Genomic DNA, 12,423 nt, shown 5'->3' on the forward strand with positions numbered 1-12,423 from the left:
TGGGCAAGGCTTCCCTAAGCGGAAGTGGGGGAGTCAGTGCCCTGACGGCCCGCGGTCCTGGCCGAGCCAGGTGGTCAGGGCCCACCACCAGTGCAGGGTGCTCAGCGGTTCGGAGAGGTTCTCCGACGAGGGGTCGTTCGGTGAGCGGCCGGTGATCTGCTGGAGTCGGCCGAGCCGGTAGCGGACGGTGTTGGGGTGGGTGAACAGGGCCGTCGCGGTCTGGTCGAGGCGTCGGCCGTTGTCGAGGAAGGTGACCGCGGTGAGCGCGAGCTGCCGATGGAAGTCGTCCGACCGGTCGAGGGCTCCCAGGAGCCGGTCACTCAGATGTGATCCCATGAGCGGCTGGTCGGCGAGGGCGATCTCGGCGGCGAAGTCGGTCAGTTCGTACAGCCCGTGCCGCCCTTGCCGTACGCCGATGTCCAGGGCGCGGACGCAGAGCCGGTACAGCGGGCGGATGTCCTCCAGCGGAGCGGCCGGCGAGACCACGACCAGGGCCGAGGTCCCCACCTCCTCGGGCCCGGGCATCCGCCGGCACAGTCCGGCTGGCCGCCCCTCGACGAGGCCTAAACCGGCGCGAAGCCCGGACAGCCCGTCCTTGAGAAGCCGCGTGGCCGCGGGATCGGCGACGTCCGCGACGAGGCAGTGGTGAGGCACCTGGGCGTTCGGCCGCATCCCGGCCCGGGCCATCTCCAGCGGGGACGGGACGACGCCGCCGACCAGCAGCCGCCGCAGCACGCTCGTGCGGACCTCGGAGGTCTCGTGCGGCGTGGCCCGTTCCGCGGCGCGGTAGCCGTTGATCACGTGCCGCTCGACCGCGTCGCCGTATTCCTTCAGACGCAGGACGACGGTGAGCAGGGCGCTGTCGGGCACCCCGGCCGCTCGACAGCGGTCAAGGGTGATCTCCACGGTGCGGGTGAGGCCGGCCTGGACACCGCGCAGGACCGCGGTCATCGGAACACCCTGGTCCGCACGGTCGGCTCCCAGCAGCAGGGCGGCGGTGAAGTCCTGTTGCTCGACCCGGTCGAAGGTGCCGAACCACTCACCGGCGGCCCGTACCAGGGAGGTGACGTGGGAGAGGCTCTCCGCCTCGGTGAGCCGCGCGACTTCGGGGGAGTGGGTCCGTGCCGCGCGGACGAGTTCGCCGCACACCTCCCCGTCGACGGCCATCGTCCGCAGGATCTCGGTGACCGGCTCGCGTTCTTGGACGACAGTCATGAGCTCGTTCTCCGTCCGCGCTGTCGCCGGGCCACAACGAAGGGGTGATCACGTTGGCGACCGGCCACTACCACATGGTCATGACGATCTGATTCCCTCTGGGCTACCGACGGTAACAGTGCAGTCGTCGCAGGGACATCCCTGGTGTCTCCCGCACCCTGTGCACCTCCTCCGGAAGGCAGCCCATGGCGAACTCCGTACCCCCCGCCGGGATCACCCGGCGACACGCGCTCACCGTGGCCGGCGGAGCGCTCGCCGGGGCCGCCCTCACCGCACAGGCGTTCCCGGCCTTCGCCGCCGAGTCGCAGGACGCGGACGCCATCGTGGTCGGCCACGGGCTCGCCGGACTGGTCGCCACGGCCGAACTCGCCGCGGCCGGCCGCAAGGTACTGCTCCTGGACCAGGAACCCGAGGCCAGTCTGGGCGGCCAGGCCTTCTGGTCGTTCGGCGGACTGTTCCTCGTCGACTCCGACGAGCAGCGCCTGATGGGCATCAAGGACTCCCGGGAACTCGCCTGGCAGGACTGGCTCGGCACGGCCGGCTTCGACCGGGAGGTCACCGACCCGGCCGGCCAGGACCACTGGGCGTACAAGTGGGCCGAGTCGTACGTGGACTTCGCCTCCGGCGAGAAGCGGTCGTGGCTGTCCGGGCTCGGCGTGCAGTGGTTCCCGATCGTGGGCTGGGCGGAACGCGGCGGCGGTCTCGCGGACGGTCACGGCAACTCCGTACCCCGCTTCCATGTCACCTGGGGCACCGGACCGGCCGTGGTCGAGCCGTTCGAGAAGAAGGTCCGGGCCGCGGTGGCGGACAAGAAGGTGACCTTCAGGTTCCGGCACCGGGTCGACTCGATCGTGACGACCGGCGGCGCGGTCACCGGTGTCCGCGGCGCGATCCTGGAACCCAGCGGCGCGGCCCGCGGGAAGCCCAGTTCCCGTACCGTCGTCGGCGAGTTCGAACTGCGCGCCCCCGTCGTGGTCGTCACCTCGGGCGGCATCGGCGCCAACCACGATCTGGTACGGCAGAACTGGCCGGCCCGCCTCGGGACCCCGCCGAAGTTCATGGTCACCGGTGTGCCCGCGCACGTCGACGGCCGGATGCTGGCGATCACCGAGAAGGCCGGCGGCCGGATCGTGAACCCCGACCGGATGTGGCACTACACCGAGGGCCTGCGCAACTACGACCCGATCTGGCCGGGGCACGGCATCCGTATCCTGCCGGGCCCGTCCTCGATGTGGTTCGACGCCACCGGCAAGCGCTTCTCCAGCCCCGACATCCCTGGCTACGACACCCTCCACACCCTGAAGTCGATCACCGACACCGGCTATGACTACTCCTGGTTCGTCACCACCCAGAAGATCATCGCCAAGGAGTTCGCGCTCTCCGGCTCCGAGCAGAACCCCGATCTGACCGACAAGAACGTGTGGATGCTGCTGTCCCGCATCTGGCAGACCCCCGAGCCGATCGAGAGGTTCAAGAACAAGGGCGAGGACTTCGTGGTCGCCACCACCCTGTCCGACCTCGTCGCCGGGATGAACAAGCTGACCGGCGACAATCTGGTCGAACTCGCCGCCCTCAAGCGGCAGATCGAGGCCCGTGACCGCGAGATCGACAACCCGTACACCAAGGACGTCCAGGTCATGGGCATCCGCAACGCGCTCAACTATCCCGGGGACTCGTTGAGTCGTACGGCGTCGGCGCACAAGATCCTGGACTCCGGGGCCGGCCCGCTGATCGCCGTCCGTCTGAACGTCCTCACCCGCAAGACCCTGGGCGGCCTCCAGACCGACCTCTCCGGCCGCGTCCTGGACGCCTCCGGCACACCGGTCGCCGGCCTGTACGCGGCCGGCGAGGTGGCCGGCTTCGGCGGCGGCGGAGTCCACGGCTACCGCTCCCTGGAAGGCACCTTCCTCGGCGGCTGCCTCTTCTCCGGCCGCCAGGCGGGCCGCGCGGCGGCAGCGGCCACGGCGACCTGAGGCCGGGCCCCCTCAAGAAAAAGCGCCGTCAGCTGCCCGAGCCGCCGAACGCCTTCAGGATGCGCTCGGCGGCCAGCGTCGCCGTCAACGCGCCGTCGCGCAGCTGCTGTTCGAGACCGGGTGCGATCTCCCGCACGGCCGGGTCGGCGTGCAGTCGGCCGAGCAACTCGTCGCGGACCATCGACCACGCCCAGTCGACCTGCTGTTCGCTGCGCTTGGCGGCCAGCCGCCCGGTGGAGTCCAACAGGGTGCGGTGCTGCTCCAGGCGCTCCCAGACGGTGTCCAGCCCGGTCGACTCACGGGCGCTGCAACTGAGGACCGGCGGGGTCCAGGCGGCGTCCCTGCCGTGCATGAGGCGCAGCGCACCCGTCAACTCCCGTGCCGCCGCGCGGGCGTCGCGCTCGTGCGGGCCGTCCGCCTTGTTGACGGCGATGACGTCGGCCAGCTCCAGGACACCCTTCTTGATGCCCTGCAGCTGGTCCCCGGTGCGGGCCAGGGTGAGCAGGAGGAACGAGTCGACCATGTCGGCGACGGCGGTCTCGGACTGGCCGACGCCGACCGTCTCCACCACGACGACGTCGTAGCCCGCCGCCTCCATCACCACCATCGACTCGCGGGTGGCCTTCGCGACCCCGCCGAGGGTGCCCGCGCTGGGGGAGGGGCGGACGAAGGCCGCCGGGTCGACGGCCAGCCGCTCCATACGGGTCTTGTCGCCCAGGATCGAGCCGCCGGTCCGGGTGGAGGAGGGGTCGACCGCCAGCACGGCCACCCGGTGGCCCAGCGAGGTCAGCATGGTGCCGAACGCGTCGATGAAGGTCGACTTGCCCACGCCCGGTACCCCGCTGATCCCGATCCGCCGCGCCCGGCCGCTGTGCGGGAGCAGCTCGGTCAGCAACTCCTGTGCCAGCGCCCGGTGTTGAGGGCGGGTGGACTCGACGAGTGTGATGGCACGGGCCACGATCGCCCGCTTCCCGTCGAGCACGCCCTTCACATACGCGTCGAGATCGATCACCGCGGATGCCCGAGGCCGGCCGACAGCCGCGTCACCAGGTCGTGGGCCGCGTCCGGAATCACCGTCCCGGGCGGGAACACGGCCGCGGCGCCCATCTCCAGCAGGGTCGGCACGTCCTGCGGCGGGATGACACCCCCGACGACGATCATGATGTCCTCGCGGCCCTCCTCGGCGAGCTGCTCGCGCAGCGCCGGTACGAGGGTCAGATGGCCCGCGGCCAGCGAGGAGACCCCGACGATGTGCACGTCCGCCTCCACGGCCTGGCGGGCCACCTCGGCCGGGGTCTGGAACAGCGGGCCGACGTCGACGTCGAAACCGAGGTCGGCGAAGGCGGTGGCGATCACCTTCTGGCCGCGGTCGTGACCGTCCTGGCCCATCTTGGCGACCAGGATGCGCGGCCGCCGCCCCTCGTCCTCGGCGAAGGTGTCCACCAGGGCCCGGGTGCGGTCCACGGACGGGGACTCGCCTGCTTCGTTTCGGTACACGCCGGAGATGGTACGGATCTGGCTCGCGTGCCGGCCGTACACCTTCTCCAGGGCGTCGGAGATCTCCCCGACGGTGGCCTTCGCGCGGGCCGCGCGCACCGCCAGCTCCAGCAGGTTGCCGTCGCCCCCGGCCGCCCGGGTCAGCGCGTCCAGCGCGTCCTGGCAGGCCCGTTCGTCGCGCTCCGCCCGCAGCCGCCGTAGCTTCTCGATCTGCTGGGTACGCACCGAGGAGTTGTCGACCTTCAGCACGTCGATCTGCTCGTCGGTCTCGACGCGGTACTTGTTGACGCCGATGACCGGTTGGCGCCCGGAGTCGATGCGCGCCTGGGTGCGGGCCGCGGCCTCCTCGATGCGCAGCTTGGGGATGCCGGCGTCGATGGCCTTGGCCATGCCGCCCGCCGCCTCGACCTCCTCGATGTGCTGCCAGGCCCGGCGGGCGAGGTCGTACGTCAGCTTCTCCACGTACGCGCTGCCGCCCCACGGGTCGATGACCCGGTTGGTGCCCGACTCCTGCTGGAGCAGCAGCTGCGTGTTGCGGGCGATGCGCGCCGAGAAGTCGGTGGGCAGCGCGAGGGCCTCGTCGAGGGCGTTGGTGTGCAGCGACTGGGTGTGGCCCTGGGTCGCGGCCATCGCCTCCACACACGTACGCGTCACGTTGTTGAACACGTCCTGCGCGGTCAGCGACCAGCCCGAGGTCTGCGAATGGGTGCGCAGGGAAAGGGACTTGGCGTTCTGCGGGTCGAACTGCCGGACCAGCTTGGCCCAGAGCAGTCGAGCCGCCCGCAACTTGGCGATCTCCATGAAGAAGTTCATGCCGATCGCCCAGAAGAAGGAGAGCCGGGGCGCGAACGCGTCCACGTCAAGACCGGCCTCCCGCCCGGCCCGGATGTACTCCACCCCGTCCGCCAGCGTGTACGCCAGCTCCAGATCGGCCGTCGCACCCGCCTCCTGGATGTGGTAGCCCGAGATGGAGATGGAGTTGTAGCGCGGCATCCGCTGCGAGGTGAACGCGAAGATGTCGGAGATGATCCGCATCGACGGCTTCGGCGGATAGATGTACGTGTTGCGGACCATGAACTCCTTGAGGATGTCGTTCTGGATGGTCCCGGCCAGCTTCTCCGGCGGTACGCCCTGCTCCTCCGCCGCCACGATGTAGAGGGCGAGCACGGGCAGCACCGCGCCGTTCATCGTCATCGACACGGTCATCCGGTCCAGCGGGATGCCGTCGAAGAGCTGCCGCATGTCGTAGATCGAGTCGATCGCCACGCCCGCCATGCCGACATCGCCGGTCACCCGCGGGTGGTCGCTGTCGTAGCCGCGGTGGGTGGGCAGGTCGAAGGCGACCGACAGGCCCTTCTGGCCGGCCGCGAGGTTGCGGCGGTAGAAGGCGTTGGACTCCTCGGCGGTGGAGAAACCCGCGTACTGACGGATCGTCCACGGCTGGTTGACGTACATCGTCGGATAGGGGCCGCGCAGATACGGGGCGACGCCGGGGTAGGTGCCCAGGAAGTCCAGGCCCTCCAGGTCACGGCCGGTGTACAGCGGTTTGACCGCGATGCCCTCCGGGGTCTCCCAGAACGCCTCGTCCCCGCCGGTCGCCTTCTCGACGGCCTTGCGCCACTCGTCGGCGCTGCCGTCGGTGGTGGGCGTCCCCAGCTCGATCCCGGTGAAGTCGGGGATTCCCATCAGGACACTCCCATGCGGTCGAGGGTGGCGGAGAGCACGGCGACGGCGTCGCAGCCCGCGAAGACATAGGCGTCGACACCGGTGTACTGCCCGGGACGGCCGGCCAGGAACACCTGGCGGGCACCGGCCGCCCTGAGGGTTTGGGCGGTGCTCGCGGCCTGCTCCTCGTACAGCGTGTCGCTGGAGCACAGGCAGGCCTCGGTGGCGCCGCTGTCCTCGAAGGCGCCCTCCGTGACGGGCTCGATGCCGCCGGCCTGGAAGAGGTTGGCGGCGAAGGTCGCGCGCGCGGTGTGCGCGGCGGCGGGGCCGATCGTGGCCAGATAGACGCGCGGCCTGGTTCCGGTGGCCGCGAGGTGGGCGTCGGAGCGGGCCCGCAGGGCCTCGTACGCCTCGTCGCGCCGCACCCGCGGAAGTCCGCCGGACGGCGGCTCGGGAGCCGCTTCGCGCTCCACGGGACGTTCGGCGAGGTGCGGGAACTCGCTGACCCCGGTGATGGGTTCGCGCCGCTCGGCGAGCTTCGCGCTGCGCGCCTCCCAGGTCTTCGCGAGGTCCTGGCCGAGACGGCCCGAGCGCAGGGCGGCGGCCTGACAGCCGATGCCCTCGATCCACTGGAAGAACTCCCAGCCCGCATGGGCGAGTTCGTCCGTCAGCCGCTCCACGTACCAGGAGCCGCCCGCCGGATCGATCACCCGCGACAGATGGGACTCCTCGACCAGGATCGTCGAGGTGTTGCGGGCGATGCGGCGCGCGAACGCGTCCGGCAGGCCCAGGGCGTGATCGAAGGGCAGCACGGTGACGGAGTCGGCGCCGCCGACCCCCGCGGCGAGCGTGGCGATGGTCGTGCGCAGCATGTTCACCCACGGGTCGCGGCGCGACATCATCACCGGCGACGTCACGGCGTGCTGCACCTGCGCCCCCGCGCCGGGCGCCCCGCACACCTCGGCGACCCGCGCCCACAGCCGGCGGGCCGCGCGCAGCTTCGCGACGGTGAGGAACTGGTCGGCGGTGGCCGCGTACCGGAACTCCAGCTGCGCACAAGCCTGTTCGACGGAGAGACCCGCCTCGGTCAGCTCACGGAGGTAGGCGACGCCGGTCGCCAGGGAGGCGCCCAGTTCCTGCGCGGCCGAGCCACCGGCCTCGTGGTACGGCAGGGCGTCCACGGTCAGTGCCCGCAGCCCCGGGTACTCGTCGGCGCACAGCCGCGCCAGAGCGGCGACCGGCGCGAAGTCGAACGCATCGCCGGTACGGGCCTCGTGGGCCAGCGGGTCCGCGCCCAGGTTGCCGCGCGCCGCGTGCTTGGCGACGCCCCGCTCCTCGTACAGGCCCAGCAACTCCCGTGCGGCGGAGTCGAGATCGCTCCCCGCGTCCAGGACGACGGGCGCGAGGTCGAGGTGGACGCCGTCGAGGACGCGGCCGAGGGAGCCGAGCGGGAGGCCGCCCGCCCCGACGATCAGCCACAGTGAGGTGACGCCGTTCTCCAGATCCCCGAGCACCGCGTCGCCGCCGGTCGCGGCGTGCCGTTGCCGGACGTCCCAGCCGCCGGTGATGCTTCCCTCGGCCCGGCCGCCCCGTACGAACGGGGGGAACCCGGGAAAACCAGGGAAGCCGGGCTCGGGCGTCACATCGCTCGCGGTGTACAAGGGGCGGGTGCGCAACCCGTCCTCCAACACGGTGGACAGGGCGTCTTCCGCTGCCTCCCCCGAGACTTCCTTGCCCGACTTGCGCAGGACGCCCGCCACCAGGCGTTGCCACTGCTCGTGCGTCGCGTCAGGGAACTCGGCGGCCAGGGAGAGCCCGTCGTCAGGCAGGACCGTCATGCTCGGATGCTAGGACAGACCGACAAAGGAGCGGCAGAGGACACCGCTGTGACCTTGCACTCCCCGCCACTGTGACCTGCGCTGCTCTGCCGGGCCCGGTCCCCGCGTGGCGGACGGACGCCCGGCCTTCCGCCGCCCCTCGGGCCCGTGTGACGACGTGATAATTTGCCCAGGCCAGTCAAGGGAATCCGGTGCGAATCCGGAACTGACGCGCAGCGGTGAGGGTGACGGGCGGGGCAACGCGAGCCACTGGACGACGGTCACATGTGACCAGGGTCCGGGAAGGCGCTCCGGCCGGGTGATCCCCAGTCCGAAGACCTGCTGGCGACCCGTACGAACGGGCCCCGCGACCGGGCCCTCGACGCCAGAGGATGTTCTGTGCCCGTCACCCGTAGAGTCCGCCGCTCCACCCTGCTCCTCTTGGGGGCGTTCCTCCTGACGGCCTGCGGCGGCTCGTCCACCGGGTCCCCCGACTCGGCCACCCCCTCGACGGCCCTCACCCTGGACAACTGCGGGCAGCGGACCACGATCCCGTCGCCGCCGAAGCGAGCCGTGTCCCTGAACCAGGGCACCACCGAGATCATGCTCTCCCTCGGCCTCGCCGACCGGATGGCGGGCACCGCCACCTGGACCGACCCGGTCATGAAGGGACTCGCGAAGGCCGACGCCCGGGTGCCCCGGCTCTCCGACAACCAGCCCTCCTTCGAGAAGGTGCTGGACACCGAACCCGACTTCGTCGCCGCGTCCTTCGCCTCCACCCTGAGGGAAGGGGGCGTGGCCCCGCGCGAGAAGTTCGAGGAACTGGGCGTGCCGACCTACCTCTCTCCCGCCGACTGCGAGGGCAAGGACAACAGCGGCGACGGCGACGGAGCCCGCACCAAGCCGCTGACCATGGACTCGGTCTACGGCGAGATACGAGACCTGGCGAAGATCTTCGGCGTCGAAGCGCGGGGCGAGAAGCTCGTCGCGGCACTGAGGACCCGGGTCGCGAAGGCCACCTCCGGGATCGACGCCTCCGACACCTCGGTCCTGTACTGGTTCGCGAACCAGGAGTCCCCCTATATGGCGGGCTGCTGCGGAGCCCCCGGCATCATCACCGAAGCGCTCGGCGCGCGGAACGTCTTCGACGACACGAAGGAGGAATGGCCGCAGATCAACTGGGAGACCGTCGCGGACCGCAACCCCGACGTCCTGGTGATCGGAGATCTCACCCGCGAGTCGCAGACCGCCGAGACCGCCGCGAAGAAGATCGCCTTCCTGGAGTCCAATCCCGCGACCAGGAGCATGGACGCGGTGAAGAACAAGCGGTACGTGCTGCTCAGCGGCCAGGCCATGAACCCAACGATCCGCACCGTCGAAGGCGTCGAGAAGGTGGCCGCGGCGCTGCGCGCCTACAGGCTCGCCGGGTGACGACCTCGTCCGTCACGGCCACGGTGCTGCGGACGGTGGCCGGCCTCCTGACGCTGGCGGGATCCCTCGCCGTGGCCATCACCATCGGCCCCGCGGACATCGGCGTCGGAGACGTCTGGTCGGCGGTGGCCGCCCATCTCGGCGCGGGACCCTCGCGGTTGAGCCTGATCCGGGACGGCATCGTGTGGAACCTGCGCCTGCCCCGCACCCTGCTCGCCGCCGTCTGCGGCGCCGGACTCGCCGTGTGCGGAGCGGTCATGCAGTCCCTGCTGCGCAACCCCCTCGCCGACCCCTTCGTCCTCGGCGTCTCCTCCGGAGCGTCCACCGGCGCCGTCGTGGTGGTCGTCCTCGGTGTGGGCGGCGGCGCGCTGTCCGTCTCCGGCGGCGCGTTCGTCGGAGCCGTCTGCTCCTTCGCCCTGGTGCTGCTGCTCAGCCACACCCTCGGCGCCACGACGGACCGGGTCGTGCTGGCCGGAGTCGCCGCCATGCAACTGTTCTCCGCACTCACCTCCTTCGTCGTGCTGACGACCGCCGACGCCGAGACCACCCGGGGCGTCCTGTTCTGGCTGCTCGGCTCGCTCGGCGGCGCCGACTGGAACGACGTGTGGCTCTGCCTGGCCGCCCTGGCGACCGCGCTTGTCGTGTGCCTCGGATCCGCGCGGACGCTGGACGCCTTCGCCTTCGGGCAGGACGCCGCGGCCTCGCTCGGAGTCTCTGTGGCCCGGACCCGGCTGGTGCTGCTCTGCGTCACCGCCCTGTTGACCGCCGCCCTGGTCAGCTCGGCGGGCGCCATCGGATTCGTCGGGCTCGTCCTGCCGCACGCCGCCCGCGCCCTCACCGGCCCCGGACACGCGCGGCTGCTGCCGGTGACCGCACTCACCGGGGCGGTGTTCCTGGTCTGGGTCGACACCCTGGCCCGTACCGCCCTCGACCCGCAGGAGATACCGGTCGGCGTCGTCACCTCCCTGATCGGCGTCCCGGCCTTCGTCCTCATCCTGTACCGCACCCGAAGGGCGCCCCGATGACCCTCAGCGCCGACCGTGTGTCCCGCACCGCCGCCGGACAGCTGATCCTGGACGGGGTCAGCTTCACCCCGATCCCCGGGTCGGTCACCGGTCTGCTCGGCCCCAACGGCTCCGGCAAGTCCACACTCCTGCGCCTGCTCGCCGGCGTTCTCACCCCCACCTCCGGTGTCATCACCCTCGACGGCCACCCGCTGCGGGGGTTCAGCCGCCGAGCGGTCGCCCGCCGCCTGGCGGTCGTCGAACAACAGGCGGACACCCAGACCGAGTTGACCGTCCTGGACGTCGTACGCCTCGGCCGTGTCCCGCACCGCCGCGCCTGGACCCCCGTCACCCCGGCCGACGAGAAGGCCGTACGCGCCGCCCTGGACCGCACCGACCTCACCGAGCGGGCCGACCGTCTCTGGCACACCCTGTCCGGCGGCGAACGCCAACGCGTCCAGATCGCCCGCGCCCTCGCCCAGGAACCACGCGAACTCCTCCTCGACGAACCCACCAACCACCTGGACATCCAGCATCAGCTCGACCTGCTGACCCTCGTCACGGAACTCCCCGTCACCACCGTCATCGCCCTGCACGACCTGAACCTGGCGGCGATGTACTGCGACCGGCTCGTCGTGCTGAACGAGGGCCGGGTGGTGGCGGCGGGCAGCCCTGCCGAGGTGCTCACCGAGGAACTGATCGCCCAGGTGTACGGCGTGCGCGCCGCCGTGACCCCCGACGCTCCCGGAGACCGGCCACACGTACGGTTCCTCGGCACGCTCCCGCGAGACGTCGTGGGGTCGGCCTGACGCCGGGACGTTGTCGTCCGGGGACGCTGGCGCCCCGGGACGTTTCCGCCCCGGGGCGCCGGCACCGAAGGTCAGCTCTCCGACGAGACCGCCCGGCGCTTGACCAGCCACCAGGCCCCGCCACCGAGCACCAGCAGCACGACGACGATCACCCCGACCAGGGCGCCGGAGGACATGCCGTCGTCCTCATCGGCGGCCGTGTCACTGGCAGCCGGTGAGGAGTCCGCTTTTGTCGCCTCGGCGGACGGAGCGGACGGAGCGGACGCTGCCGCGCTGGGCGTGGCGCTCTGCGATGGACTGGGCTCCACCGGCTTGGCGCCCGGGGCCGCGGCCTTCAACGTCAGGACCGGGGCGGGCTGTTCGGGCTCCTTGCCTCCGGTGGGCAGTTCGATCCACCGGGAGATCTCCCCGTCGCTGTAGGTCTCGACGGTCTTGAAGGCGAGTTGCTTCGCGTCCGGCAACTGCCGGACCTTGATCTTGTGCTCGGCGTCGATGCCGGACTTCAGGGCGGGGCCGCCGACCGTGTAGCCGTCGTCGGTGGCCGTCAGCTTCCAGCCCTTGGGGCCCTCGTCGAGGGTGACGTCCGTGGGGGCGATGCCCTTGGGCAGTACGACACGCAGTTCGCGGAAGCCCGCGGACGCGGACTCGGCCTCGGAGACGAAGCTGAGGGTGACGTCCTTCGCGAGCGCCTGGGCATGGTCGGCCTCGACCTCCGCGTGCGCGGCGGCCGGCGAGGCCAGGGCGAGCGCGGCTGTCAGCGCGGCGGCGCCGGCGAGGGCGACACGGCGGCCGGCATGGGCCACCAGGTGGGTGGACAGGGGCGCAGTTGACGGGGACACAGGGGAACTCCTTGCTGGAACGGAACGGGAGAATCCGGCCCTGAGGACTCCGGGGCCGGTGGGTGACGGGAAGGTGCTCCCGCCGCGGTGGCCCCCTGCGAACCACCGCGTGCTCCAGTACCTCCTGCTGTGCGTGCGCCGCCCTCACGCGGGACAGCCACGTCCGCCCGTCG

General features: G+C 71.4%; 9 protein-coding genes and 1 riboswitch. Of the genes, 4 read left to right on the plus strand and 5 right to left on the minus strand.

The features are described from left to right. Positions 1-33: 33 nt before the first annotated feature. Positions 34-1,215: a helix-turn-helix domain-containing protein gene (locus AB0H86_RS10910; protein ID WP_362435735.1), complete on the minus strand. Its 1,182-nt coding sequence runs from the start codon at positions 1,213-1,215 to the stop codon at positions 34-36. 185 nt (positions 1,216-1,400) lie between these two features. Here AB0H86_RS10910 and AB0H86_RS10915 point away from each other — a divergent pair, with 185 nt between their 5' ends. Continuing rightward, on the plus strand, positions 1,401-3,188 hold the full coding sequence (locus AB0H86_RS10915; RefSeq protein ID WP_362435737.1) for an FAD-binding dehydrogenase: 1,788 nt from the start codon (positions 1,401-1,403) through the stop codon (positions 3,186-3,188). Positions 3,189-3,216: 28 nt separating this feature from the next. On the opposite strand, the gene meaB is transcribed toward AB0H86_RS10915, so the two are convergent. The 3 genes from meaB to AB0H86_RS10930 are packed head-to-tail and all read right to left on the minus strand — an operon-like array spanning position 3,217 to position 8,188. Beyond that, positions 3,217-4,200, minus strand: a complete 984-nt coding sequence (gene meaB / locus AB0H86_RS10920) for a methylmalonyl Co-A mutase-associated GTPase MeaB (RefSeq protein ID WP_362435739.1) — start codon at positions 4,198-4,200, stop codon at positions 3,217-3,219. Beyond that, positions 4,197-6,371: a methylmalonyl-CoA mutase gene (gene scpA, locus AB0H86_RS10925; protein WP_362435741.1), complete on the minus strand. Its 2,175-nt coding sequence runs from the start codon at positions 6,369-6,371 to the stop codon at positions 4,197-4,199. Before scpA ends, meaB begins: the two co-directional genes overlap by 4 nt. Further along, positions 6,371-8,188, minus strand: a complete 1,818-nt coding sequence (locus AB0H86_RS10930; protein WP_362435743.1) for a methylmalonyl-CoA mutase subunit beta — start codon at positions 8,186-8,188, stop codon at positions 6,371-6,373. The genes scpA and AB0H86_RS10930 overlap by 1 nt, the downstream gene beginning before the upstream one ends. A 158-nt stretch (positions 8,189-8,346) precedes the next feature. After that, positions 8,347-8,529, plus strand: a riboswitch (cobalamin riboswitch). Positions 8,530-8,566: 37 nt separating this feature from the next. Here AB0H86_RS10930 and AB0H86_RS10935 point away from each other — a divergent pair. From AB0H86_RS10935 to AB0H86_RS10945, 3 genes are read left to right on the plus strand one after another with little or no spacing between them, the layout of a single operon-like run. Further along, the gene (locus AB0H86_RS10935; protein WP_362435745.1) at positions 8,567-9,598 is read left to right on the plus strand and encodes an ABC transporter substrate-binding protein; all 1,032 of its coding nucleotides are present in this window, start codon (positions 8,567-8,569) and stop codon (positions 9,596-9,598) included. A 23-nt stretch (positions 9,599-9,621) separates the two neighbouring features. Further along, positions 9,622-10,623 carry an iron chelate uptake ABC transporter family permease subunit gene (locus AB0H86_RS10940; protein WP_362436460.1) on the plus strand — a complete coding sequence of 334 codons (1,002 nt, stop codon included), beginning with the start codon at positions 9,622-9,624 and terminating at the stop codon, positions 10,621-10,623. Next, positions 10,620-11,411 (plus strand): ABC transporter ATP-binding protein, encoded by a 792-nt coding sequence (locus AB0H86_RS10945; protein WP_362435747.1) that lies wholly within the window; start codon positions 10,620-10,622, stop codon positions 11,409-11,411. The genes AB0H86_RS10940 and AB0H86_RS10945 overlap by 4 nt, the downstream gene beginning before the upstream one ends. A 71-nt stretch (positions 11,412-11,482) precedes the next feature. On the opposite strand, the gene AB0H86_RS10950 is transcribed toward AB0H86_RS10945, so the two are convergent. Beyond that, entirely contained in the window at positions 11,483-12,250 is a 768-nt protein-coding gene (locus tag AB0H86_RS10950) for a DUF1775 domain-containing protein (protein ID WP_362435749.1), read from the minus strand. Positions 12,251-12,423 lie beyond the last annotated feature (173 nt).

The organism is Streptomyces sp. NPDC050997 (genome assembly GCF_040660135.1).
GTDB lineage: Bacteria > Actinomycetota > Actinomycetes > Streptomycetales > Streptomycetaceae > Streptomyces.